Source organism: Pseudomonas sp. TMB3-21, assembly GCF_054898145.1.
On sequence record NZ_CM142718.1, the window covers coordinates 1,648,910 to 1,674,517 of the forward strand.

At 58.1% G+C, this 25,608-nt stretch carries 22 protein-coding genes; 11 read left to right on the forward strand and 11 right to left on the reverse strand.

From position 1 onward, the window contains the following. The first annotated feature begins 233 nt into the window (after positions 1-233). From ACYZTS_RS07620 to ACYZTS_RS07650, 7 genes are all read left to right on the forward strand, one after another. Positions 234-1,232 carry a phosphate ABC transporter substrate-binding protein PstS family protein gene (locus tag ACYZTS_RS07620; RefSeq protein WP_028620427.1) on the forward strand — a complete coding sequence of 333 codons (999 nt, stop codon included), beginning with the start codon at positions 234-236 and terminating at the stop codon, positions 1,230-1,232. A 217-nt stretch (positions 1,233-1,449) separates the two neighbouring features. Then, a complete protein-coding gene (locus tag ACYZTS_RS07625) occupies positions 1,450-3,732 on the forward strand; it encodes an ABC transporter permease subunit (RefSeq protein ID WP_461995106.1) in 2,283 nt (760 codons plus the stop codon). Positions 3,733-3,747: 15 nt separating this feature from the next. Beyond that, the gene (gene pstA, locus ACYZTS_RS07630; protein WP_461995108.1) at positions 3,748-5,418 is read left to right on the forward strand and encodes a phosphate ABC transporter permease PstA; all 1,671 of its coding nucleotides are present in this window, start codon (positions 3,748-3,750) and stop codon (positions 5,416-5,418) included. A gap of 93 nt (positions 5,419-5,511) precedes the next feature. Then, a complete protein-coding gene (pstB, locus tag ACYZTS_RS07635; RefSeq protein ID WP_028620430.1) occupies positions 5,512-6,345 on the forward strand; it encodes a phosphate ABC transporter ATP-binding protein PstB in 834 nt (277 codons plus the stop codon). Between the two features lie 121 nt (positions 6,346-6,466). Continuing rightward, positions 6,467-7,228: a phosphate signaling complex protein PhoU gene (gene phoU / locus ACYZTS_RS07640; protein WP_028620431.1), complete on the forward strand. Its 762-nt coding sequence runs from the start codon at positions 6,467-6,469 to the stop codon at positions 7,226-7,228. 168 nt (positions 7,229-7,396) lie between these two features. Beyond that, entirely contained in the window at positions 7,397-8,353 is a 957-nt protein-coding gene (locus tag ACYZTS_RS07645) for a response regulator (protein WP_028620432.1), read from the forward strand. 220 nt (positions 8,354-8,573) lie between these two features. Then, positions 8,574-9,470, forward strand: a complete 897-nt coding sequence (locus tag ACYZTS_RS07650) for a peptidoglycan DD-metalloendopeptidase family protein (protein ID WP_461995111.1) — start codon at positions 8,574-8,576, stop codon at positions 9,468-9,470. A gap of 169 nt (positions 9,471-9,639) precedes the next feature. On the opposite strand, the gene ACYZTS_RS07655 is transcribed toward ACYZTS_RS07650, so the two are convergent. The 3 genes from ACYZTS_RS07655 to phoB all read right to left on the reverse strand — a co-directional run bounded on the left by ACYZTS_RS07655 (position 9,640) and on the right by phoB (position 13,227). Further along, positions 9,640-10,980 carry a hemolysin family protein gene (locus ACYZTS_RS07655; protein ID WP_028620434.1) on the reverse strand — a complete coding sequence of 447 codons (1,341 nt, stop codon included), beginning with the start codon at positions 10,978-10,980 and terminating at the stop codon, positions 9,640-9,642. A 123-nt stretch (positions 10,981-11,103) separates the two neighbouring features. Further along, entirely contained in the window at positions 11,104-12,390 is a 1,287-nt protein-coding gene (gene phoR, locus ACYZTS_RS07660) for a phosphate regulon sensor histidine kinase PhoR (RefSeq protein WP_236645568.1), read from the reverse strand. 147 nt (positions 12,391-12,537) lie between these two features. Next, on the reverse strand, positions 12,538-13,227 hold the full coding sequence (gene phoB, locus ACYZTS_RS07665; protein WP_007896474.1) for a phosphate regulon transcriptional regulator PhoB: 690 nt from the start codon (positions 13,225-13,227) through the stop codon (positions 12,538-12,540). Positions 13,228-13,379: 152 nt separating this feature from the next. Between phoB and ACYZTS_RS07670 the strand changes: the two genes are divergently transcribed. Continuing rightward, on the forward strand, positions 13,380-13,772 hold the full coding sequence (locus ACYZTS_RS07670; protein WP_461995113.1) for a COG4315 family predicted lipoprotein: 393 nt from the start codon (positions 13,380-13,382) through the stop codon (positions 13,770-13,772). Positions 13,773-13,898: 126 nt separating this feature from the next. Here the strand turns inward: ACYZTS_RS07670 and ubiA are convergent, their stop codons facing one another. Together ubiA and ACYZTS_RS07680 are read right to left on the reverse strand one after the other, a co-directional pair. Further along, complete coding sequence (gene ubiA / locus ACYZTS_RS07675) at positions 13,899-14,789, reverse strand: 4-hydroxybenzoate octaprenyltransferase (protein WP_028620437.1); 891 nt, start codon at positions 14,787-14,789, stop codon at positions 13,899-13,901. Continuing rightward, positions 14,789-15,340 carry a chorismate--pyruvate lyase family protein gene (locus ACYZTS_RS07680; RefSeq protein WP_461995115.1) on the reverse strand — a complete coding sequence of 184 codons (552 nt, stop codon included), beginning with the start codon at positions 15,338-15,340 and terminating at the stop codon, positions 14,789-14,791. The genes ubiA and ACYZTS_RS07680 overlap by 1 nt, the downstream gene beginning before the upstream one ends. Before the next feature lie 200 nt (positions 15,341-15,540). On the opposite strand from ACYZTS_RS07680, the gene ACYZTS_RS07685 reads away from it, so the two are divergent. From ACYZTS_RS07685 to ACYZTS_RS07695, 3 genes are all read left to right on the forward strand, one after another. Further along, the gene (locus tag ACYZTS_RS07685) at positions 15,541-15,708 is read left to right on the forward strand and encodes a rubredoxin (RefSeq protein ID WP_007954349.1); all 168 of its coding nucleotides are present in this window, start codon (positions 15,541-15,543) and stop codon (positions 15,706-15,708) included. 21 nt (positions 15,709-15,729) lie between these two features. After that, positions 15,730-16,878 (forward strand): NAD(P)/FAD-dependent oxidoreductase, encoded by a 1,149-nt coding sequence (locus tag ACYZTS_RS07690; protein ID WP_028620439.1) that lies wholly within the window; start codon positions 15,730-15,732, stop codon positions 16,876-16,878. 192 nt (positions 16,879-17,070) lie between these two features. Then, a complete protein-coding gene (locus ACYZTS_RS07695; protein ID WP_003213368.1) occupies positions 17,071-17,346 on the forward strand; it encodes an HU family DNA-binding protein in 276 nt (91 codons plus the stop codon). A gap of 206 nt (positions 17,347-17,552) precedes the next feature. Here ACYZTS_RS07695 and ACYZTS_RS07700 read toward each other — a convergent pair whose 3' ends face one another. From ACYZTS_RS07700 to tssI, 6 genes are all read right to left on the reverse strand, one after another. After that, positions 17,553-17,948 (reverse strand): DUF6124 family protein, encoded by a 396-nt coding sequence (locus ACYZTS_RS07700; protein ID WP_461995117.1) that lies wholly within the window; start codon positions 17,946-17,948, stop codon positions 17,553-17,555. A 401-nt stretch (positions 17,949-18,349) separates the two neighbouring features. Further along, positions 18,350-20,695 carry a lipase family protein gene (locus tag ACYZTS_RS07705; protein WP_461995119.1) on the reverse strand — a complete coding sequence of 782 codons (2,346 nt, stop codon included), beginning with the start codon at positions 20,693-20,695 and terminating at the stop codon, positions 18,350-18,352. Further along, positions 20,688-21,521 (reverse strand): hypothetical protein, encoded by an 834-nt coding sequence (locus tag ACYZTS_RS07710; RefSeq protein WP_461995121.1) that lies wholly within the window; start codon positions 21,519-21,521, stop codon positions 20,688-20,690. The genes ACYZTS_RS07705 and ACYZTS_RS07710 overlap by 8 nt, the downstream gene beginning before the upstream one ends. Beyond that, entirely contained in the window at positions 21,518-22,330 is an 813-nt protein-coding gene (locus tag ACYZTS_RS07715) for a hypothetical protein (protein ID WP_461995123.1), read from the reverse strand. Before ACYZTS_RS07715 ends, ACYZTS_RS07710 begins: the two co-directional genes overlap by 4 nt. After that, on the reverse strand, positions 22,327-23,175 hold the full coding sequence (locus ACYZTS_RS07720; RefSeq protein WP_461995125.1) for a DUF4123 domain-containing protein: 849 nt from the start codon (positions 23,173-23,175) through the stop codon (positions 22,327-22,329). Before ACYZTS_RS07720 ends, ACYZTS_RS07715 begins: the two co-directional genes overlap by 4 nt. Then, positions 23,172-25,199, reverse strand: coding sequence for a type VI secretion system tip protein TssI/VgrG (gene tssI / locus ACYZTS_RS07725; RefSeq protein WP_461995127.1), 2,028 nt, complete (start codon positions 25,197-25,199; stop codon positions 23,172-23,174). Before tssI ends, ACYZTS_RS07720 begins: the two co-directional genes overlap by 4 nt. Between the last annotated feature and the right edge of the window lie 409 nt (positions 25,200-25,608).

Sequence of the window (25,608 nt, forward strand, 5' to 3'; positions counted from 1 at the left end):
GCTTTGCATCGACTGCACTGGCCCCATCGCGAGCAGGCTCGCTCCCACCGGTTTTGTGTACGCCGCAAATCCCCTGTGGGAGCGAGCCTGCTCGCGATGAACGATCACGCGGTACAACGCTAGACACTCAATAGTGGCCTTTCATCCAATTGTCATATTTCAGCCATAGAGTGTTCACACGGCCTGCTGATACTTGGCCCCGACTTAAACACCCTATCTGCTAGGAGTAAGGCATGAAACTGAAGCGTTTGATGGCGGCAATGACTTTCGTCGCTGCTGGCGTTGCGACTGCCAACGCGGTTGCCGCTGTTGACCCTGCTATTCCGGGCTACACCAAGACCACTGGTGTGTCGGGCAACCTGTCCAGCGTCGGTTCCGATACCCTGGCCAACCTCATGACCCTCTGGGCCGAGAACTACAAAAAAGAATACCCGAACGTAAACATCCAGATTCAGGCCGCCGGTTCGTCCACCGCGCCACCTGCGTTGACTGAAGGCACCGCTAACCTGGGCCCGATGAGCCGCAAGATGAAGGACAACGAGCTGCAAGCCTTCGAAACCAAATACGGCTACAAGCCAACCGCTATCCCGGTGGCCGTGGACGCCCTGGCGGTATTCGTACACAAGGACAACCCGATCAAGGGTCTGAGCATGGAACAAGTCGATGCGATTTTCTCTTCGACGCGTCTGTGCGGCGGTAAAGCCGACGTAAAAACCTGGGGTGATCTGGGTGTGACTGGCGATCTGGCGAACAAGCCGGTGCAACTGTTCGGTCGTAACTCGGTATCCGGCACTTACGGCTATTTCAAAGAAGAAGCCCTGTGCAAAGGCGACTTCAAGGCCAACGTGAACGAACAACCAGGTTCTGCTTCGGTTGTGCAATCGATCAGCTCTTCGCTGAACGGCGTAGGCTACTCGGGCATCGGTTACAAGACCGCCAGCGTGAAGACAGTGGCTCTGGCCAAGAAAGGCAGCACTGAGTACATCGAAGACACCGAAGAAAACGCCCTGAACGGCAAGTACCCGCTGTCGCGTTTCCTCTACGTTTACGTCAACAAGGCTCCGAACAAGCCTCTGGCTCCGCTGGAAGCTGAGTTCATCAAGCTGGTTCTGTCCAAGCAAGGTCAGGAAGTTGTAGTGAAAGACGGCTACATCCCGCTGCCAGCCAAAGTCGCTGCCAAAGCACTGGCTGACCTGGGCCTGCAAGAAGGCGGCAGCGTAGTAAAGAAGTAAAACCCTAGGTCCGGGTTAACCCCCGGATTTTTGTAGGAGCCGGCTTGCTGGCGATGGCCTCACCCCGGTGAGACCGTCCGACCAAGTCGACAGAATCGCCAGCGAGCCGTCTCCTACAACCCGAATTCTCAATCCGCTGCCTGTCCATACACGCGGCGGATTTGTCGCGTCACTGCACTGTCATCTTTCTGTCATACAGGATCGCTAGGGTGTGCGCATGAATGATCTGGCCAATGCTCCCATGACTACAAATCCCCCCAAGCGAATTGATTTCAATACGCCTGAGTTGCAACGCAAGCGCCGTATTCGCGCGCTCAAGGATCGCTTCACGCGCTGGTACGTCCTGATTGGCGGCCTCGCGGTGCTGGCAGCGATCACCCTGATCTTCTTCTTCCTCGCTTACGTGGTTGCGCCGCTGTTCAAAGGTGCCGACCTGGAAGTGCAGGACGCGATCACGCCGGCCTGGATGCAGGATGCTGGCAAGCCGCTGATGATTTCCCTGGAAGAACAGAATCAGGTCGCCATGCGCGTGTCCGACAAGGGCCAGGCATTGTTCTTTGATATCGACAGCGGCGCCGAACTCAAGCGCGTCGACCTGCCGGTGCCAGCCGGGGCCAGCGTTACCGCCATCGGCAAAGACCAGCCCGGCCAACCGCTGGTAGCGGTGGGTTTTTCCAACGGTCAGGCGCTGGTGTTCCGTCACACCTATAAAGTCTCCTACCCGGACGGCAAGAAAACCATTTCACCGGCGATCGAGTATCCATACGGCGAGTCGCCGATTGCGCTCAACGAGGCAGGTGGTCCGCTGGAGCACGTCAGCCTCAACGCTACCGATTCGACCCTGATGCTGGTCGGTTCCACCGGTTCGCAACTTAATGTTCTATCGCTCACCAGCGAAGAGAACATGATGACGGGCGAAGTGACCAACGAGCAGCAGCGCATTGATTTGCCGCAGATGACCGAGCCGGTGAAGAACATCTTCGTCGACCCGCGCCAACAGTGGCTGTACGTGATCAACGGTCGTGCTCAAGCCGACGTGTTCAGCCTGCGCGACAAGAGTCTCAACGGTCGCTACAAACTGCTCGAGAACGGCGATGACCAGATCACTGCCAGTGCTCAGCTGGTGGGCGGCATCTCGTTGATTCTCGGTGACTCCAAGGGCGGTCTGGCCCAATGGTTCATGGCGCGTGACGCGGATGGCGAATCGCGCTTGAAGCAGATCCGCACCTTCCACATGGGCACCACACCGATCGTTGAAATCACTGCCGAAGAACGCCGCAAAGGTTTCGTCGCGCTGGACGCGTCCGGCAAGCTCGGCGTGTTCCACAGCACCGCTCACCGCACCCTGCTGGTGGATCAAGTGGTCGATGGCCAGGGCCTGTTTGGTCTGTCGCCGCGGGCCAACCGGATCATCGTGGAGCAGGGCGGCAAGCTGCAACCGTTGCTGCTGGAGAACCCGCACCCGGAAGTTTCCTGGAGCGCGCTGTGGAGCAAGGTCTGGTACGAAAACTACGACGAGCCTAAATACGTCTGGCAATCGACCGCCGCCAACACCGATTTCGAACCCAAGATGAGCCTGGCACCACTGACCTTCGGTACGCTGAAGGCTGCGTTCTACGCCATGCTGCTCGCCGCGCCGCTGGCTGTTGCCGCCGCCATCTACACCGCTTATTTCATGGCCCCGAGCCTGCGCCGCAAGGTCAAGCCGGTTATCGAATTGATGGAAGCGATGCCGACGGTGATCCTCGGTTTCTTCGCGGGCCTGTTCCTCGCGCCTTACGTCGAAGGGCATCTGCCGGGCATCTTCAGCCTGTTGATGTTGTTGCCGATCGGCATTCTGGTGGCTGGTTTCATCTTCAGTCGCCTGCCTGAATCGATCCGCCTGAGAGTGCCTGAAGGCTGGGAAAGCGCGATTCTGATCCCGGTTATCCTGTTCATAGGCTGGCTCTCGCTGTACATGAGCCCGTACATGGAAAACTGGTTCTTCGGCGGCGACATGCGCATGTGGATCTCCCACGACCTGGGCATCACCTACGACCAGCGCAACGCACTGGTGGTGGGCCTGGCCATGGGCTTTGCGGTGATCCCGAACATCTATTCGATTGCCGAAGACGCCGTATTCAGCGTACCGCGTGGCTTGACCCTCGGTTCCCTGGCCCTCGGTGCCACACCGTGGCAGACCATGACGCGGGTGGTGATCCTTACCGCCAGCCCGGGTATTTTCTCGGCGCTGATGATCGGCATGGGCCGTGCCGTCGGGGAAACCATGATCGTGCTGATGGCCACCGGCAACACCCCGGTCATGGAAATGAACCTGTTCGAAGGTCTGCGTACGCTGGCCGCCAACGTCGCGGTGGAAATGCCCGAATCGGAAGTCGGCGGCAGCCACTACCGCGTGCTGTTCCTATCGGCGCTGGTGCTGCTGTTGTTCACCTTCGTCATGAACACCCTCGCAGAACTGATTCGTCAGCGCCTGCGCAAGAAATACTCGTCGCTTTAAGAAAGGTAGAAGTCTGTGAAACAGAACTCCCTGAACGGATGGTTCAAGAGCGGCGCCCCGGGCGTCTGGATCAGCGGTGGCGCGGTGTCCATCTCGGTCATCATGACCATTGGCCTGCTGGCAGTGATTGCCGTGCGCGGTCTGGGTCATTTCTGGCCGGCGGACCTGGTGCACGCCAGCTACGACGTGCCGGGCCAGGCCAATCACCTGGTGATCGGCGAAGTGGTGCAGAAAGAGCAAGTGCCGCGCGAGCGCCTCAAAAGCGCGGGCCTGCCGGTGCCGGACGAAGGCCCGGAGTTCATGACCCGCGAGCTGATCAAGGTCGGCAACCGTGACCTGAACGGCAACGACTTCACCTGGATCGTCGGCGAGTGGCTGACCAATCAGACGACGCCGCCGGAGTTGATGGCCATCGAACGTCGCGAGTGGGGTAACTTTTACGGTTACCTGGTCAACGTCAAAGAGGGTGGCAAAGTCATCGCTGAAGGCGAAGCGGCGTGGCCGGAGCTGCAGGCCCGTGTTGCTCGCGTCAACGAGCTCGCGGCTCAACTCAAGACCCTGGAGAAGGTCGACATTGGCGCCATCAACGCCGGGCTCGAACGCATCCGTTTGCAGGGTCGCAAGCTGGAACTCTCCGGTGGCGTCGACGCCGCTGCACAAGCAGACATGGACGCCGATCGCGCTGAACTGAACGCTCGCTATCAGGACATCGAAGCGCGCCTGGCCGATTTGCATGCCCAGTTCAACCGCGACAGCCTCACCGCCCGCGATGCCAACGGCAAAGAAGTGGTGATCGAGATCGGCAAAGTGGTTCACGCTTTTCAGCCGAACGCGATGGGCACATTCACCAAGATCCGCTTCTACTTCAGCAAAGTCTGGGAGTTCCTGAGCGACGATCCGCGAGAAGCGAACACTGAAGGCGGCATCTTCCCGGCGATCTTCGGTACCGTGATGATGACGTTGATCATGGCGATGATCGTGACGCCGTTCGGCGTACTGGCAGCGGTTTATCTACGGGAGTATGCCAAACAGAACGCATTGACCCGGATCATCCGCATCGCGGTGAACAACCTGGCCGGTGTGCCGGCGATCGTTTACGGTGTGTTCGGCCTGGGCTTCTTCGTGTACGTGCTGGGCGGCTCGGTCGACCGCTTGTTCTTCCCGGAAGCATTGCCGGCGCCGACCTTCGGTACACCGGGCCTGCTCTGGGCTTCCCTGACCCTGGCGCTGCTGGCGGTGCCGGTGGTGATCGTCGCCACGGAAGAAGGCCTGGCGCGGATTCCGCGCACTGTGCGTGAGGGCTCGCTGGCGCTTGGCGCCACCAAAGCGGAAACCTTGTGGAAAATTGTGCTGCCAATGGCCAGCCCGGCGATGATGACCGGCATGATTCTCGCTGTAGCGCGTGCCGCGGGTGAAGTGGCGCCGCTGATGCTGGTGGGCGTGGTGAAACTGGCGCCGTCGCTGCCGCTGGATGGCAACTACCCGTACCTTCACCTTGACCAGAAGATCATGCACCTTGGCTTCCATATTTATGACGTTGGCTTCCAGAGCCCTAACGTTGAAGCCGCGCGGCCGCTGGTGTACGCCACAGCGTTCCTGCTGGTGCTGGTGATCGCGACACTGAACCTGTCGGCCGTCTACATCCGAAATCACCTGCGCGAAAAATACAAAGCGCTGGATAGCTAAAGCCATTAGCCACAAGCGGCAAGCTACAAGCCGCATTTGCTCAAATCTTGCAGCTTGCAGCTAGAAGCTCGCAGCTACGAACGGAGTGAGACCATGCAGCACGAAACTCATACCCACGGCATTAACATGTCGGCCCTGGGTCGCGACAAGCAGAGCCTGAACCTCGAGCAGGAAACCGTGGCCATCGAAGTGCCGGGCCTGAACCTGTTCTACGGCGACAAACAAGCGCTGTACGACGTCAGCCTGAACATTCCGAAACAGCGCGTGACCGCTTTCATCGGGCCGTCCGGCTGCGGCAAGTCAACGCTGTTGCGTACGTTCAACCGTATGAACGATCTGGTCGACGGCTGCCGCGTTGAAGGCGCGATCAATCTGTATGGCAACAACATCTACCGCAAGGGCGAAGACGTTGCCGAGTTGCGTCGTCGCGTCGGCATGGTGTTTCAGAAGCCTAACCCGTTCCCGAAAACCATCTACGAGAACGTGGTGTACGGCCTGCGCATCCAGGGCATCAACAAGAAGCGCATTCTCGATGAAGCCGTCGAGTGGGCGTTGAAAGGCGCGGCGCTGTGGGACGAGGTCAAAGACCGTCTGCATGAATCGGCACTGGGCTTGTCCGGTGGTCAACAGCAACGTCTGGTCATCGCGCGCACCATCGCCGTAGAGCCGGAAGTGCTGCTGCTCGACGAACCTTGCTCGGCACTCGACCCGATCTCGACACTGAAAGTCGAAGAGCTGATCTACGAACTGAAATCTAAGTTCACCATCGTCATCGTGACCCACAACATGCAGCAGGCCGCGCGGGTTTCCGACTACACGGCGTTCATGTACATGGGCAAACTGGTGGAATTCGGCGATACCGACACCCTGTTCACCAATCCGGCGAAGAAGCAGACCGAAGACTACATTACCGGTCGCTATGGCTAGTTGAGGCAGCTTCAAGCCGCAAGTTTCAAGCGGCAAGAGAGCAGCGGTGCGATATCAGGACTTGTACATAACTGCTTGAAGCTTGCAGCTTGAAGCTTGCAACTTTCGCGGAGCGAAACAGATGATTAGTAAAGAAGGCCTTACCCACCACATTTCCGCGCAGTTCAACGCCGAACTTGAGGAAGTGCGCAGCCACCTCCTGGCCATGGGCGGGCTGGTGGAAAAGCAAGTCAATGACGCGGTCACCGCGCTGATCGAGGCCGACTCCGGCCTGGCTCAGCAGGTTCGCGAAATCGACGACCAGATCAACCAGATGGAACGCAACATCGACGAAGAATGCCTGCGCATTCTGGCCCGTCGTCAGCCTGCGGCCTCTGACTTGCGGCTGATCATCAGCATCTCCAAGTCGGTCATCGACCTGGAGCGCATCGGTGATGAAGCCACCAAGATCGCTCGCCGCGCCATTCAGTTGTGTGAAGAAGGCGAAGCGCCGCGCGGTTACGTCGAGGTGCGTCACATCGGCGACCAGGTGCGCAACATGGTGCGTGATGCGCTGGACGCTTTTGCCCGCTTCGATGCTGATCTGGCCCTGTCGGTCGCGCAATACGACAAGATCATCGACCGCGAATACAAAACCGCGCTGCGTGAGCTCGCCACCTACATGATGGAAGATCCGCGCTCTATCTCGCGGGTTCTGAGCATTATCTGGGTGTTGCGTTCGCTGGAGCGCATCGGTGACCACGCCCGTAATATCTCCGAACTGGTGATTTACCTGGTGCGCGGCACTGACGTACGTCACCTGGGCCTCAAGCGCATGAAGGAAGAAGTTGAAGGCACAAGTGGCGAAAACGCTAATGTTCCGGGCGTAGCGGACGATAAGTAAGATTGCCCAACTAAAGCGCCCGGCCTTTTGGCCGGGCGTTTTCATTTACGGGTTTACGAATTCGAATGCAGCGCCCGCGAACGAAAGTCCCGGCGTGACTGAAGCTTTTTGGCAATGTGCCATCAGATAAGGCGGTATCCTTGCCGGGATTTTTTAAAGGGGTGATGGATGAGTAAGGTCAGTGTGTTGGTCGTGGACGATGCGTCGTTCATTCGTGACCTGGTAAAAAAATGCCTGCGCAATTATTTTCCGGGCATTCACATAGAAGACGCGGTCAACGGCAAGAAAGCTCAGTCAATTCTGGCGCGAGAAGCGTTCGACCTGGTCCTGTGCGACTGGGAAATGCCGGAAATGTCCGGCCTGGAACTGCTGACCTGGTGTCGCGAGCAGGACAACCTCAAGACCATGCCGTTCGTGATGGTGACCAGTCGTGGCGATAAAGAGAACGTCGTCCAGGCGATTCAGGCCGGCGTTTCCGGCTATGTCAGCAAGCCCTTCACCAACGAACAACTGCTGACCAAGGTCAAGCAGGCGCTGAACAAGGTCGGCAAACTCGACACCTTGATGAACAGCGCTCCGACCAAGATGAACTCGGCGTTCGGCAACGACTCCCTCAGTGCACTGACCGGTGGCAAGCCTGCCGTGGCCGGCGCACCTGCAACGCCTGCGCCCGTAGCTGCCGCCAGACCTGCCGCTGCTGCCCCTGCCGCAGCGGCCAGCGTGGCGTCCCGAGGCTTGCTCAACAGCCAACCGGTGAAGGCACCCGCTGCCTCTTCGGCGCCCTCCAGCGGCCGTGGCCAAGGCCAGCTGCGTTTGCCAAACGGCATTCAGCAATGCGTGATCAAGGCCCTCAGCCTAAAGGAGGCCTTGTTGGTGGTGAAACGCACCGAGGCGCTGCCGCAAATCCTCGACAGCGCCGTGCTCGATATGGAGCAGGGCGACAATGCCGAGGTCGCGCGTTTAAATGGCTACCTGCACGCCATTGTTGCGTTCGAGCAGAAGCCGGACAGCGACTGGCTGCAGCTGACGTTCCGCTTCGTCGATCAGGATGCGCAGAAGCTCGATTACATCTCGCGCCTGATCGCACGCGGTACTGCGCAGAAGCATTTCATTCCGGGCGCGTAATCTTCGTCGCCTGCCAGAGCGCTTCTCGGGCAAGCCGTGCTCCCACAGGGCAATGACATCCACTGTGGGAGCGAGTGAGGCCGCAATCCGACTTGCCCGCGAAGCGGCCGTCACTTCACCGCTCATCTCCCGGTCTGGCCATTTGAAACATCTACCCACTACTCAGGTCCTTCGCACCTGCTAGGCTCCAACCCAAGTCTTACTCGACAGATACCTGCCCATGCTCGCGCGCCTGTTGTTGTTCTGTGGTCTGTACATGGCCTGCACGTCGGCCCTGGCCATGACCATCTACAAGTCCAAAGATGCCAATGGCGTGGTCTCCTACAGCGACCGCCCCACGAAAGGCTCCAAAGTGTTCGTCTTCCGTGATCGTATGGACGAAAACCTGGAACGGCAGGTTTACCTCGACATCCAGAAGCAGAAGGGTGCGGACAGCGTTTTCGTGCGCAACGACCTGTACGCGCCGGTCGAGATCGAATTGAGTTTCTCCGCTCTGAGGAACGTCAGCGGCGCCCCGAGCCGGCCGATCCGGCGGGTGATGCCGGCGCGCAGCAGGATCCGCCTGGCGCTGCTGACGCCCAAACAGACCGGTCGGCCGCTCGTGTATGTGCCGAAGTTCGAATATTCCCTGGGCGACCCCTCAGGCGCCGTCATGGCCTATCGATACCCGCTGCCATGGCGCGGTGGCCCCTTTCGCCTGAGCCAGGGCGCCAACGGCCAATACAGCCACTACGGCCCGAAAAACCGCTACGCCATGGACATCGCCATGCCCGAGGGCACGCCGATTATCGCGGCGCGCGGCGGCATCGTCGTGAAAACCGAGAATAAACAGACCGGTCGCGGCACTGATCCGTCGGGCAATTTCGTGCGAGTGCTGCACGATGACGGCACGATGGGCGTCTATCTGCACCTGCAACGGGGTTCGGTCAGCGTTCGGGAGGGCCAGCGGGTGTCGGTGGGCAGTGCCTTGGCGCTGTCAGGCAACACCGGCAACAGTAGCGGGCCGCACCTGCATTTCGTGGTGCAGCGCAATACCGGGCTGGGGCTGGTATCGATCCCGTATCAGTTCGCTCAACCGATGGGCAGCCTGCCCAACTTTGCGTTGGGCAAACAATAAAGGCTAAGCGGATTCAGTGTGGCGAGGGAGCTTGCTCCCGCTCGGCTGCGCAGCAGTCGTAAAACCGTTGAACGCGGGGTGCCTGACTGCGTGCGGTTGCAGGATTTGGGGCCGCTTCGCGACCCGGCGGGAGCAAGCTCCCTCACCACAAAAGCCCCTCAGCCTTTGATCAATCCAGCATCAACACCTTGGCCAATACAATCTTCGGCCCTTTCATCTTCTTGATGATGATGCGCAAACCTTCGACTTCCAGCACTTCCTCTTCTTCCGGTACGCGCTTGAGGCTGTCGTAGACAAGCCCCGCCAGGGTTTCGGCTTCCACATGGTCCAGGTCAATGCCCAGCAGGCGCTCGACCTTGAACAGCGGCGTATCACCGCGAACCAGCAATTTGCCCGGCTGATAAGCGAGGATCCCGCGCTCGGCCTTGCGGTGTTCGTCCTGAATGTCGCCAACCAGCACTTCCAGCACATCTTCCATGGTCAGGTAGCCGATGATATTGCCATCGGCCTCTTCAACCAGCGCGAAGTGCGAGCCGCCCTTGCGGAACTGCTCGAGCAGTTGGGACAAAGGCATGTGTCGCGATACCCGCTCCAGCGGCCGGGTCAATTCGGCAAGGTTGAAGGACTCGGGAATGTGATCCAGCGCAGCCAGTTCCAGCAGCAGATCCTTGATGTGCAACAGGCCGACGAACTCTTGCGTGTCGCTGTCGTAGACCGGATAGCGGCTGAACTTGTGGCGACGGAACATCGCCAGGATTTCCTTGAGCGGTGCGTTGAATTCGAGCATCACCAAGTCTTCGCGGGAATTGGCCCAGTCGACCACCTCCAGTTCGCCCATCTCCACCGCTGACGCCAGCACACGCATGCCTTGGTCGCTGGGGTCCTGGCCACGGCTGGAGTGCAGGATCAGTTTCAGTTCTTCACGGCTGTAATGGTGCTCGTGATGCGGGCCGGGTTCACCCTGGCCGGCGATCCGCAGAATCGCGTTGGCGCTGGCGTTGAGCAGATAAATGGCCGGGTACATCGCCCAGTAGAACAGGTACAGCGGTACGGCGGTCCAGAGCGACAGCAGCTCGGGTTTGCGGATGGCCCAGGACTTTGGCGCGAGCTCGCCGATGACGATGTGCAGGTACGAAATGATGAAAAATGCGGTGAAGAACGAAACGCCCTTGACCACTTCGGCAGACTCCACGCCCGCCGCGCTCAGGACCGGCTCGAGAATGTGCGCGAACGCCGGCTCACCGACCCAGCCCAGGCCCAGCGAGGCGAGGGTGATGCCCAATTGGCACGCCGACAGGTAGGCATCGAGCTGACTGTGCACGGTGCGCAGGATGTGCCCGCGCCAGCCGTTTTTCTCAGCGATGGCCTCGACCCGGGTCGAGCGCAATTTGACCATGGCGAATTCCGCCGCAACGAAAAAGCCGTTGAGCAAAACCAGGATCAGAGCAAAAAGAATCATGCCGAAATCGGCGAAAAGTGTCGCGAGGGTCAAGCCAGGGGAAGGGTCCATGATGGAGTTTTGCGGGTTCCGTGTATTCGAAAAGGGGATTGATGCGGTGCCTGAAAGGCAGGCACAAGTCAGCCAATGTAGCGGCTGACTCGGCGATTGCCTAGTGGCGAGTGCTCGCCGGTATCAATCGATCGGGCTGATCACCAGGGATTTACTCACTTGGGCCGGCGCGAAATGGCAGGTGAACGTACTGCCGTGGCCCGGCACGCTGCTGATTTCCATGCGTGCTCGGTGGCGTAACAGCACGTGTTTGACGATCGCCAGGCCAAGGCCCGTGCCGCCAGTGTTGGAATTGCGGCTGGAGTCAACGCGGTAGAAACGCTCGGTCAGGCGCGGCAGGTGTTTGCTGTCGATGCCGATGCCCGAGTCCTGCACGCTCAAGTGCGCCCCTTGCTCGTCGCCCCACCAGCGGATGCGGATATTGCCTTCAGCCGGCGTGTACTTCACAGCGTTGAACACCAGGTTGGAAAATGCGCTGCGCAATTCCGCTTCGCTGCCCTTGAGCAGAATCGTCGGATTGGCTTCCAGTGTGATGTGCTGGTTCTTCTGACCGGACAACTGCTGAGCGTCGCTTTTGATCGACTGCAGCAAGCCGTCGATGGCGATCGGCTGGTTGTCCGACGGGTAATCGGTGGCTTCCAGTTTGGCCAGCAGCAACAGGTCGTTGAGCAGCGTCTGCATGCGCCCGCCTTGCTGCTGCATCTGCTGCAGGGCGCGGGTCCAGCGCGGGTTCACTTCCTCGACGTTGTCGAGCAGGGTTTCCAGATAGCCGCAGATCACCGTCAGCGGCGTTCGCAATTCGTGGGAGACGTTGGCAATGAAGTCCTTGCGCATCTGCTCCAGCTGATGGATGCGCGTCACGTCGCGCACCAGCATCAAATGCTCGTTGTTGCCGTAGCGGGTGATGTACAGCTGAATGCGCACGCGATCGTTGGTCGGCGAGGGGATTTCCAGCGGCTCGGCGTAGTTGTCCTGCTCGAAATATTCCTTGAAGCGCGGGTGGCGTACCAGATTGGTCACCGGTTGGCCGCTGTCCTGTGGGGTTTTGAGCCCGAGCAAGGTTTCTGCCGCGCGGTTCCACCATTCCAGGTTGCCATCGCTGTCGAGCATGATCACTGCGTCTTTGAGCGCAGCGGTCGATTCCTGGACCCGATCGATCACCGCTTGCAGACGCCCGCGCACGCGTTGGTCGCGGCGTTGCAGATGATAGATGCTGTCGAACACCTCGCCCCACAGGCCGTAGCCATCTGGCGGTGCTTCATCGGGTTTGTGCAGGCGCAGCCATTCGTGCAGCCGCAACAATTGCTTGAGGGTCCAGGCCAGATAAAGGCCCAGCCCCGCAGCGAGACTCCAGCCGTAATAGCCCGTCAACAGGCCGATCACCAGGCAGACGGTGACCAGCAACAGCATGTGGCGAATCAGGATGCCATGCCAGTTTTGGTTCACGTGTACGCGCGTCCTTGAAGAAAAACAGCTTCCAGCTTCAAGCCTCAAGCGGCAAGTTTGAAGCGGTCTGGCTTTAGCTTGCCGCTTGAAGCTTGCAACTTGTAGCTGCCGTCATGCTTTGGTGGAAAACCGATAACCGGTGCCGCGAACGGTTTGTACCAGATTTTCGTAAGCATCGCCGAGGGCTTTGCGCAGACGACGGATGTGCACGTCGACGGTGCGCTCCTCGACATATACATTGCCGCCCCAGACCTGGTCCAGCAACTGCCCGCGGGTGTAGGCGCGCTCCTGGTGGGTCATGAAAAACTGCAGCAGGCGATATTCGGTCGGGCCCATCTCGGCAGGTTTGCCGTCGATGGTCACGCGGTGGCTGATCGGGTCCAGCAGCAGGCCGCCCACTTCAATCGGCGCTTCGCCATCGGTCGGGCCAGCACGGCGCAGCACGGCTTTGAGGCGCGCGACCAGTTCGCGAGGGGAAAACGGTTTGGTGATGTAATCGTCGGCGCCGACTTCAAGGCCCTGAATCTTGTTGTCCTCTTCGCCCTTGGCCGTGAGCATGATGATCGGGATGTCCCCGGTCAGCTCATCACGTTTGAGGCGGCGCGCCAGTTCGATGCCGGACGTGCCAGGCAGCATCCAGTCGAGCAGAATCAGGTCTGGCTTGCGGTCGACGATGATCGCGTGTGCCTGTTGCGAGTTCTCGGCTTCCAGGCAGTCATAGCCAGCCATTTCCAACGCAACGGCGATCATTTCGCGAATGGGCGCCTCGTCGTCGACGATCAGAATGCTCCTGCCAACCATGCGTTAATCCTCTTGTCATTTAACTGTCTTGCGCCGCATTAGATAACGGAATTATTGCAGTCGTGTGACAGTATTTTAGTCGCCCAGCGTTTGCAGGGATCCTGAACTAAGCTCTAAGTCCGAATCCTGACAACCACAAAAGGAAGGTTTCCATGAAGCACATCGCTCAATCCTGCAAGGCTTTAATGCTGGCGGCTGCGCTAACGCTGCCGACGATGGCCTTTGCTGAAGAACCGGGCATGGTTAAAGACGGCATGTTGGTGGACCATAAGGGCATGGCGCTGTACACCTTCGACAACGACACGGGCGGCAAATCGGCGTGTACCGGCAAATGTGCAGAAAACTGGCCGCCCCTGATGGCGACTGAATCAGACAAGCCCGAAGGCAAGTGGACGACTATCACGCGTGACGACGGCAAGATGCAGTGGGCATACGACGGCAAGCCGCTGTACTACTTCGTTCAAGACAAGAAGCCGGGCGACAAGACAGGCGACAAGAAAATGGACAAGTGGCACATCATCACCAACACCGGACCAAAAATGTAAGTGCCAATTTGTAGGAGCCGGCTTGCTGGCGATGGACGTGAACGATGACGCGCATCTGTCTGGAAAACGCGTTGCCTTCTAAACCGATCGCCAGCAAGCCGGCTCCTACAAGGTGTTACGGCGGCCTCAGCGCAACGCGTAATCCAGCACAATCCCGACGAAAATCGCCAGCCCCGCCCAGTGGTTGTGCAAAAACGCCTTGAAGCAACGCATCCGGTCTTTGCCGCGGGTGTACCAGAACTCCCAGGCAAAGCAGCCTGCCGCTGCCAGCAAACCCAGGTGGAACCAGCCGCCCAGTTCGAACTGCGACCCCGCCAGCAGCAGACAACCCAGCGCCAGCCCTTGCAAGGTCAGAATGATCACCCGGTCCGCCTCGCCAAACAGAATCGCCGTGGATTTCACGCCGATCTTCAAGTCGTCATCGCGGTCGGTCATTGCGTAATAGGTGTCGTAGCCCACCGTCCACAACAGGTTGGCGATGTACAGCAACCACGCTGCCGCCGGCAGTTCCCCGGTTTCGGCGGTGAACGCCATCGGCATCCCCCAGGAAAACGCTGCACCCAATACCACTTGCGGGTAATAGGTGTAGCGCTTCATGAACGGGTAACTGAAGGCCAGCGCCAAGCCGCCCAGCGACAGCCAGATCGTCGTGGCGTTGGTGCACAGCACTAGCACGAAACTCACGCCCATCAGCAGCGCGAAAAACACCAAGGCTTCTTTGGAACTGATCCGGCCGCTCACCAATGGCCGCTGTTCCGTACGCTTCACATGGCCATCGACCTTGCGATCCGCCCAGTCATTGATCACGCACCCACCGGCACGGGTCAGCACAACGCCGAGCACGAAAATCACGATGTTGGCCATCGACGGCGAGCCTTCACCGGCAATCCACAACGCCCATAAGGTCGGCCACAGCAGTAGGTAAATGCCGATCGGCTTGTCCATGCGCGTCAACTGAATAAAATCCCAGGCGCGTGGATTCAGGCGATTGAGGGACTTGAGCAGGCTTTGGTACATCAGCAATTCTCCGGATGCGCGCGAGCGGCGAGCCACAGGGCCGGCAGGAAAATCTCGGCTACCAGAACGCTCAACGCGCCGCGGTCGAAGCGCGAGCGTCGGCCCCACAGATCAGCGGCTCGGCATTCGCTCGGCAGCCATTGCTCAGGGTAGTGACACACCTCGATGGCCCGACGCTGAAACGCCCGGTCGCAAAACAGCAACTCACCCAGCGAACGGCTGCCCAGTTCATCCATGTGCAAACCATCGCCCTGCAATGCGCTGCGCGACGCCACGCTGCGGGCGAAGACCCAAGGCTCATCGTGGCCGCGCAAATACACCTCGCGCACCCAGCCTTCACTGCCTTCGGCCAGGCCCAGCGCCGCGCATTCGTCGGTGCGCAGCGGTTGCCAGCCTTCGAACAGGGGCGTGACGCTGAACGCGTCATTGGACAGGCGGGTCAGCCGACGCGTCAGCGAACCTTCGTCGAACAGCCAGTCCAGCGTCGGGGCATCGGGGAGGGGTGTCAGTTGGCTTTGAGGCAGCCAGAGTGGGGCGTTTGAGTGTTGCACAATGAGTCATTATTGGCAGCAAATGAGGCGGCGAGCTTACCATGTCAGTCGGCGATTTTGATTGATCCGGCGGGCCATTGCGTTGAACAGGCTTGCATCTGCCGGGTCCGATCAGTACAAAACGCCCTGAGCCGGACGGCAACGCTGCACCCATCGACCGTTCGCGCCGGTAATAGTCTGAATCCTGAGGATGTACCTGAATGAAAAAGTGGCAATGTGTAGTCTGCGGCCTCATCTATAACGAAGCTGACGGCTGGCCGGATGACGGCATTGCGCCGGGCACCCTGTGGCAGGACGTACCGGAAGACTGGCTGTGCCCGGACTGCGGCGTCGGCAAGATGGATTTCGAAATGATCGAAATCAACTAAGACTTTAAAAGGGAGTAAGGCATGAACGCACCTGTCGTGATCATCGGCACTGGCCTGGCGGGTTACAACCTGGCCCGGGAGTTTCGCAAACTTGATGGCGAAACCCCGCTGCTGCTGATTACCGCCGATGACGGGCGTTCTTACTCCAAACCGATGCTCTCCACCGGGTTCGGCAAAAACAAGGACGCCGACGGCTTGAGCATGGCCGAACCCGGCGCGATGGCCGAGCAATTGAAAGCCGAAGTGCGCACCCACACGCGCATCAGCGGCATCGACCCGGGCCATAAGCGCTTGTGGATCGGCGAAGAGTCGGTGATTTATCGCGACCTGATCCTGGCGTGGGGTGCCGAAACCGTGCGCGTGCCGATCGAAGGCGATGCGGCCGACGCAGTGTTCCCGATCAATGACCTCGAAGATTACGCACGCTTCCGTGCGGCAGCGGCGGGCAAGCGTCGGGTGCTGGTGCTGGGCGCGGGGCTGATTGGCTGTGAGTTTGCCAACGACCTGATCCTCGGTGGCTACGAGGTGCAACTGGTTGCGCCGTGTGAACAGGTGATGCCGACCTTGCTGCACCCGGCGGCGGCCGCTGCTGTTCAGGCCGGGCTGGAAAGCCTGGGTGCGCGGTTCCATCTCGGCCCGGTACTCAATCGATTGCAACGTGTTGCTGATGGCCTGGAAGCGCATCTGTCCGATGGGCAGGTGATCCCCTGCGACGTGGTGGTTTCCGCGATCGGCCTGCGTCCGCGCATCGATCTGGCGGCGGCCGCCGGTTTGCAGATCAATCGCGGCGTAATGGTCGACCGTCACTTGCAAACCTCGCACGCCAATATCTATGCCTTGGGCGATTGTGCCGAGGTCGATGGGCTGAATCTTTTGTACGTAATGCCCCTGATGAGTTGTGCGAGAGCACTGGCGCAAACCCTCGCCGGCAATCCAACGGCGGTCAGCTACGGCCCGATGCCGATCACAGTGAAAACCCCGGTCTGCCCACTGGTGGTGTCTCCGCCGCCACGGGGCGTGGAAGGTGTCTGGAGCGTTGAAGGGCAGGGCGTTGACATCAAGGTTTTATGCCGCGATGCCACGGGCCAATTACTGGGTTATGCCCTGACTGGCACGGCTGTAATGGAAAAATTGGCCCTGAATAAACAGCTTCCAGCCTTGCTGGCGTAAATACAGGTCGTTCTGTCGGAATCACCCCTCTTTTGCCCTCACAAAGGTCGCGCCGAGACTGGCGCGGCACCTCGCTGCATGCCATCCTCATTCCCGTCTGCCGCAGAGTAGAGCACCTGCGGCGCTTTGGTCGCTGTCCCAACGAGGACAGCACGGACATAACAACAAAAAACCGTCAAAGGGGCTTCATATATGCGTAAACCAGAACTCGCCGCCGCCATTGCTGAAAAAGCAGATCTCACCAAAGAACAAGCCAACCGCGTTCTCAACGCCGTCCTCGAAGAAATCACCGGCGCCCTGCACCGCAAGGACAGCGTGACACTGGTCGGCTTCGGCACCTTCCTGCAACGCCACCGCGGCGCCCGTACCGGCAAAAACCCACAGACCGGTGAGCCAGTTAAAATCAAGGCCAGCAACACCGTCGCGTTCAAGCCAGGCAAGTCGTTGAAGGACAGTGTTAATCCGTAATCGAGACTCCGGCCCGCCTTGCGCGGGAGCGGAATAAAAAATGGGCACGCCAACCGGGTTGGGTGCCCATTTTTTGTGGCTGGCGAAAATGATGCTGATCGGTGTAACGCACGAATCTGTAGGAGCCGGCTTGCCGGCGATGCGGTCTGTCGGGCACATGAACCTGGATGCTTACGCCGCATCGTCAGCAAGCTGGGTCCCGCCCGTCACCCGTCCCGGCTTTGTTGCCTGGCGAAAATGGCCGCCATCTCCGGCTCATTCAAATGATCCAGCGCTCGCTCTACCAACAACCGAACGCCGTCGGCCATGCGGCTGAGCGCCAGGGCTACGGAGCGGCGAGAGCCGTCCACATCGTCGGCAAGGCCGGCGGCGATGGCGCTGATGGATAACAGGTCTTCCGAGGCATTGGCGAGCAGGGTTTCGGTGTTGATGTTCGGGCACACGCTGAAGAGCTGGCCGTCAGTTTTTGGCGATTTTGCTTCGGCGGGCGGGAAGTGATGGTCGAGGGCGCGCTCGGCGGCGGCGTTGAGTTTGGTGGGGTCGGTGCTTTCGTAGGGGGAGACTGGGTCGGGCTCTGGTGGGTTTGGGGTTACTTTGAACATGCTCTTCAATTCCTGAAGTGATGCTGCCAACACTTCGCCGACTAAACGAAGGGTGGCGGCTGTGCGCAGGTTAGTCGGACCGGGGAATTGAAGAAGCCGGCGCACCCGAAGGTGCCCTGTGCACAGCCACCATCAAATGCAGGAGTGAAACTGCCTGCTTGACGGTCGCTCGTACAACTTCAATTCCAGCGGGCGACTAAACCCGATCACTGAGGATCAGTGACAGGAACCAAGTTACCGACCAGCCCCAAAGCGCACAAGCCGGCGGATTCTGGCGTAGCTGTAGGCAACGACGCAAGGTGTTGTAGCTCTCCGGAAGTAACCCGGGAGGCTTTTTAAACAAGCATGATGGGGCGGTGTTTAAGCAGCGGTGTCCTGACATTTTTATGTGCCGGTGCGAGCTACACAATCGAATCAATATCCAAATGAAAGGGCGCTCCTACTGCATGCCCGCCCGTGATGGCTGCGATAGCAGTTTCATGGTCTATGGGGACCGGCGGACTGATCGCCAGTTGTTCTGAAGTAGTGTTTTCCGCATGAGCGTTCCAGCGAATCAGACTTTCTAGTACCAACTCGTGTCGTTCGGCGTAGCTTCCATAAACGTCCGCCTCGGTAACGATGTGAGCTTGCAGCGACATCAGCCGAGTTTGGGTTTCTTCTATTTTTTTGATTTCATTTCTTACTACCGCCGTTCTGTGACTCCTTTCCTTGTGTCTTTCATAAGCGCTGGGGATCCGCTCGATATCCCGCAAGATTTCATTCAATTGTTTTTCGATTTTTGCCAAAGCATCGCTGACTCGCTTCAATTCATGCGGGGTCACCAGTGAGCGCTTCTGTTCGTGCGCTTCTTTCCAGCGTCGCAGGCTTGCCCAACAACCGGGGATGTAGCTGCTGACCATAAAGTGATCGCTGACTTCAAATAGCTGACGCACCCATGAACCTCGATTGGGCAAGCCATTAACCTGTTTCAGCGCCTTCGCGCACCCATGATCATTGACAGTACTGCAACCCGGCTCCCATAGAATGGACGACCGGTGTCCTTCGCCAAAGTCCACTGGCATGAAGTGGCGCAATTTGCCGTGGTGCCCGTAAGCGTCGCCCCAGAAGTTAGTAATCCCCACGATCAGAAGCCCCAAACCAGCGGCCGGGTTCATAGCAATAACAGTTCCGTGTGCGAGCAGCATTGGCTTGGGATGGGACAGTGTGTTCATCCAGGTTGCGGGAACACTGGGCACGGGGTCGTTGTGGTTGACGATGCGGTGATGGATCAGGAGCTCAGCACTTTCGATAAACGTTGTGTCGCTGGCACGGGGAGCCCCGTATGTGTAAAGCACGATATCCGGCGCAAATCTTGTGTTGCGTCGCAACATTTCTGACAGGAGCAGCGCCACCGCTCCGCCCAGGCTGTGCCCAGTAATCAACAGTTTCTGCCCGCTGTAGAATTTTTCCATATAGTCCGTAACAAACGAATATGCCATCTTGGCGGCTTCGTAAAACCCTCTGTGCACTTTCCCTTCGCCTTCCTCAAAGGGAACCTGGTAAGCATCTCCATCCAGTGAGGCGTCGGCTAACAATTCGCTGGTTCCCCGTACGCAAACCAATATCACTTCTTCGTGATGGGTGATGAATGCTTGGGTGTCCGTGCTTTCGACTTGTTTGCGGTCATCGAGAAAGTGGAGTTTGGCGGGGTGCTCCTGCTCATCTCCCAGCGCTGGATCGTTTACCTCGGGGTAGAGCAGTGGGTCAAAAGGTACGATTTCGAGCCGTTTCGAGTAAGGCACCTCTTCATACAGCGGGTAATATTGCTTCGTCTGGTCGGCCTTAACCTTCCACAACTCTTCAGACTGCGGCAACGCATGGCCAAACCAGTAACCGCTGGATGGACGCAAGGGGAAGCTCACACTGCCCGTTTTGACTGGTTGCGTATTTGGCTCCTGACCAAAGTCGGTGTAACTCAGCGTTGACATCAACGCTAGTTGATAGAGGTTGAGTGCGCAAAAGTCGTCGTTGGTCGACAATACCGGTCGCAGCGCTCTCATGGGGCGCACTTCAAGCACGTGATGTTTGTTCGGCATCAGAGCAATGCCTTTTAAAGTGTGTGGAGGTTGGGGCGGGGAAAACCCCAGTTCTACCTCGGCCATCGCCTTCTGGCCAAGAACCGAACTTGTGTCACCATCCGGTGAAATGGTGTTCCTGGCAGAAAGCGTTCTGGTTATGGGGGGCTGGCAAAAAAGTGCATGCACTGCCATGTTGGGCGGGAAGTTGCGTAATGCCAATGGCGGCAGGTGTGCCACATGCTTGACCAGTTCACTTACTTCGACTTGATAATAGGCTTCTGGATCAGCGAGTTCTTTGGCGGGATTTACCAGAGTGCGGGCGCCAGACTCTTGGGAAAAAAATCGGGTTTTTTCGGCCCGTACTTGGAGTTCAGTGACAGGGATGGGGTAGTTAGCCCTGCTCCGTAGATCCTTGTAAGGTGCTTCCGCGCCCTGAAAAAGCTCAGTGAGTTTTAGTACTACGGGGCCGAAGTAATGGTGATCTACCCGTGCAACACCACTGGCATCCAATTTACCGGTATAGACAACGTCTTCGTAATCGGTGATCTCATAAGTCAGACCGGCATACGGCTTGCCGCTGCCGAATTCGTCTACCAACTGAAAACTGGTCCAATGTCCACGTAACGGGCATGCGTGGATATTACCAACCATGAACTTAGCGTCACTTGCGGCTAAAATTTCATTACTCATGGTTTACATCCTTATTTTCAGTGCAACCGGGATAAATCGTGCAGACCCGTTCATCCACCATTTTGAAAGTGCTGAAATCTTTATAGTTACCGTTGCAGTACCCGCGCTGATCTGCCAAGCCTTCGCCTAAACAGCGTTTCCAGCCACCAGAGACTTGGACCCATGTGTCACCCCACGCTGGTTTTTCTTCAGGCGCCAGCTGGATTTTCAACTTCACGGTCTTTCCATGTAGTTGAGTCAGCGTATAAGCCGTAGATGGACGGCTTCGGGCAACAATTCCCTCCGAATCCATTTTTCTACAACTGAGCAGTTTTATCAGATAGCGCTCAGGGCCGACTGTGCGAAATGCCCACTGGCATTCGCCAAAGAACTCGCCTATGTCGGCGTCGTTGAACGTGCCCATCTCTCGCTCCAACAGCACTGGGCGGACAACGATTGCGGCGTAAGCAGAGCTTTTGTCACTGCGGCCAGGACCGAATATGCCCGTGACCTTGACCTCAACGAGATTCAACGCCAGCGGGCAATTGCTCACTGTTCTGTAAATCGGGATCTCGGAAGTAGTTTTGTATTCCATAAAAATTTTATTGAAGCCGAGCTGAGTACCCTTTTCCCCCGGCACGGTGCAAGTCTGCCCTTCAGAGGGTACGTAATAGGCGGTTAATTCGTACTTGAAGTCTGGCGGAAAATCCGGGATGAAAGTAAATGTCTCTCGCTTGCCAGCAGCGCAACCCAAAGTTAGGACGAGAATAGCCGTGAGAGTTAGGCTTTGAATAATTCGTATAACGTGCAACCCGGCTCCGCGCCAATGCGTTTTCTGATGTCTCATAGGGCTTCATCCTTCTCTTCGGTGCAGCCGGGGTAAATGGTGCAAGTGTCCCGTCCATCTGGCATGCGGAAGGTACTGAAGTCCTTATCGTTGCCGTAACAAAAAGCGCGCTGGTCTTCAAAGCCTTTGCCCATGCAGCGCTTCCAGCCTCCCGGCACCTTTACCCAAGTATCTCCAACGGCCGGTCGTTCCTCAGAAACATGTTTGATCCTCAAGCGCACAGTCTTACCCGGCAGCTGATCCAAGGTATACGCGGCAAACGGATGACCTCGAGTCAACTGGCCCTGAGCATCGGTGTCCTTGCAGTCGAGGATTTTTACGATGCGGCGTAAACTGCCCGAAGTGCGAAACAACCACTGACACTGGCCGTACAGTTCGCTTTCACCCATCGCGTTAAAAGTGTCCTTAAGATGCTCAGACAACGTGGGCCGCACCGCTATTTTGCCGACGTCCGTCCCGAAATCAGCAACGCTTTCTCCATAGATCGCATAAACATCCAGGTTCACGCTGTACAGCATCAACGGACATCCACTAACCGTCCTGTACAGCTCAACTTCAGAGTTTTGTTGGTAGTTCTTACGCCACTTCCGATTGAACACGACGTATGTACCCTTTCCGCCAGGCACCCTGCATGTCTCTCCTGAAGCGGGAACGTATACCGCCGTTGCTTTGTAGAAAAAGTCTGGAGGTAAATCAGCAGTCAAAGTGAAGGAGGCTGAATTACCAGACGCTGAATTACCGGTAGAGGAGCAGCCCACAGTGAGGCTCAAACAACTGCCAGCGATAAGGCTCATAACGATGCGCTTCATACCGGTGCATCCCTTTGCATATACAGCACCTGCTGACTCACCCTTTCAAAATGTGCCGCCGGATCCTCTTCCGGTTTCGGCTCCCAGAATTTGGGCGGTAGAAAGCCCGGTGTATGCAGGCATCCGGTCAACATAAAATGGACCTGCTCCGGCTGCTGCCAACCCCATAAATGGCCCAGTTCAAGCAAACCCCATAGCCAGTCATCCACATTCAGGACGGCGGCAACGGCTGCCAGGGCTTCGGTATGTTGGCCAACCAGGTAGCGGCGGGTGTTATCAAACTGCACATTGGCGTAAACCATGTCCGGGGTTGGCGTGTGTAACCACGCCGGCTCGTCCGGCAGCGGATGCTCCCCGGGGTCAGGGTTGTCCGCTACCGTCCATTGTTCAGCGTGCCAGTAACAGACGCTGGCGAGAGGGCCGAGAAAGCCCGGGCGCTGTTCCGGTTGCAGGTGGGCGAGGGCGCGGCCCAACACGCGGTTATCGTGCACGCGATACACCGCCAGGCTCGGCCGCGCGCCGGTTATCAATCGATTGCGCCAATGACCGGTCAGGATGTCCAGGTCTACGTGGCTGGCACTGGCCAGCCAGCCCCAGTGACGCTCGGGCGTGGCGAGCAGGGCCTGAATGACGGGATGTTTGACGCTGCCCACTCGAAACAGAAAAGGTCCGGATGGCGCCAGGGCACCAGCCACGGTTCCGGAGTAAACACTGCGGTACTGATCAGCTCCCAACGCCCTCGCCAATGCCACGCGCTCGTCAAGCTGGCCGTCACTGTCGAGCATCAGATAGAGATCCCGCGCGCTGCGGGATTGTTCATGCAGCCACTGTTCGAGTGTGTTCATGCGACTTCTCCAATGCTGCATTGACCCGTCAGACACGCCTCGCACAGCGGGCAATAATCTGCCGCCCGCTGTCGGGCGCTGTTTAGGATGGACATAGGGCTGGCGATGACAGGCGCAGGCTCGCTGGCCTCTGCCTGCCGCGCTTGCAGTGGCGGCACGCCGATCATCGGCGAGCCCCCCTCGACCAAAGCTACGCTGCTGAAAATCCCTGCCGCATTGATCACGATGTGATGCCCACCTGCAGAGAGCGTCAGGCTTGTGCCCGCATTGATCACCACGTTGCTGGCGCTGACATGAACTTGCTGCCCAGCCTGAATCACCAGCGTACCGGCAGACGTCATGCTGCTGTTGCCGCTGACAGTGAGCAGCTCATCAGCGCCGATTACCGTGCTGCGCGCACCTTGAGTGGTGTGGAATTCGTCGCCCTTGATCAGGCTCGAGCTGTTGCGATCGACCTGCTCGAAGCGGTCGTTGTTGATCAGGCTGTGGCTGTCGTTGAGGATCAGTTGCTCGATGTCACGTTGCGCGCGCAGATAGATTTTTTCCTGCCCGGCGCGGTCCTCGATCGAGAGCTCGTTGTAGCCGCCGTTGCGCGGCGAGCTCTGGCTGCGGAACACCGTCCTGGTTTTGTTTTCCGGTAGCGGATGCGCGACGGAGTTGACCTTGTTGGGCACACAGCCAGTAATCAGCGGTTTGTCCGGGTCGCCTTCATCAAATGTAACGATCACTTCCATGCCGACGCGCGGGGTGCTCACCGAACCAAACCCTTCGCCTGCCAAACTGGTCCCGACCCTTAACCAGCAACTGCTTTTTTCACTGTTGAGTTCTGCGCGATCCCATGGGAATTCAACGCGGACCCTGCCGAATTCATCGCAAAAAATTTCTTCGCCGGGTGGTCCGGTGACGCGCGCGGTCTGGCAGACCAGTTTGGGTTTGCTCTCAGGAAACGGTGGGCGATAGGGCACGTACGCCCCTATTGCGCTGAAGCTGTTGCGGTAGCCTTGGGTGAAGCTATTGGCGGAGGATTCGTCGCTGATCAGGGCTTCTTCCAGCGATTGCGGCTGCTTGCCTTCATGCTGAACGCTGATCAGCAACCACTGGTCATTGCAGGCAGCGCGCGGGTGTTCGATCAGGTCGAACAGGTAACCGCTGCGCAGTGTCGGCTGATCGCCTTCACCGTGGACCAATTGATAGTCGCGTCGGTGGCGTTCCAGCGCGAGCCGCGCGAGGTGCTTGCCGTGCTTTTCGGTCTCCATCCAGAGCGGATAACGATAGTCTTCCAGCGCAGGGGTGAACTCGGCGGTGAAGCTGCTCTCCAGCAACGCACTCGGTCGTTTGAAGTCATAGTGGCGGCGTGTGGTTGTACTGGTGCGAGTGCTGAACGCCACGGCGAAGCGGTTGATGACAGGATGGTCCGGGACCATGCCAGCCTCTTGCAGATAAGGCGTCGGCGCCAGCGTGGGGAAAAATACCTGGTCGTCGGTGAACACCAGCAAATGCATTTCAGGAGAATGCTGATGGTGCCACGCGATCCCGTCTTCAGCGCACAGACGCTGAATGAACTCGAAATCGCTTTCCCCATATTGAGTGCAATATTCGCGCTTGGCGCTGGTGCTGACATGGAAAGTGAATACATCCGAATGAATGCCATGTTTGTGCAGCACCTGGGTCACGATCTGCGGCACGCTCAGATTCTGAAAAATCCGTTGATCGTGACTGAACTGCAAGTAGTGCAGCGCTGGAACAAGGGAGAGGTAGTACCGGGTCAGACGCTTGCCCGGCTCTCCCGCCAACACGTCTTCGATGCGACCGTGAATACCTGTCTGATCAGGACCGAACTGCAGAAATGCCGGCTGACCGAGCAGGCATTCCAGATCGAAATCCGGGTGTTCGCTCACCACTTCTACGCGAATGGAATAGAGCGTGCTGATGGCTTCGCAGCCTTCGAAAGCCAGCACTTTGAAGTCGTGTCGAATACCAGGAATGTGCAGAGTGAAAAGCGCGGGGGCTACAGGGTTGAACATTACGCTTGTCCTTAAGCAGCGTGGATTTAAGCGTGATGTCGACCGTCCCTGATCAGCCACGCGTGCTGAATTTCGACGGAAGTTATCAATGTCTGAAATATATTGATGTGAGAAAAATCACCTACTTATGTCGGAGTCTTCTGATACTGGAAGTTTCTAACTGGAAGTAGGAAAGTGCTGTAGGAGTTGATCCAGAAACTTTCCGGATGGCAACTAACGACGTCTGCAACGGACTTTGGGATCAAGCGTGATGATTGGCTGAGTGATATCGAACTAATGGCATTTGGCGTCTGCCAGGTGTCACTTAAAATTTATTCCCGGGATACGCCATTTTCGGAACGGTCCTACTTCTTTTTTGTTTCGAGTTTGTCATGCTCTCCCACGTTTTCAGGTGCCTGAAAATCCAAAT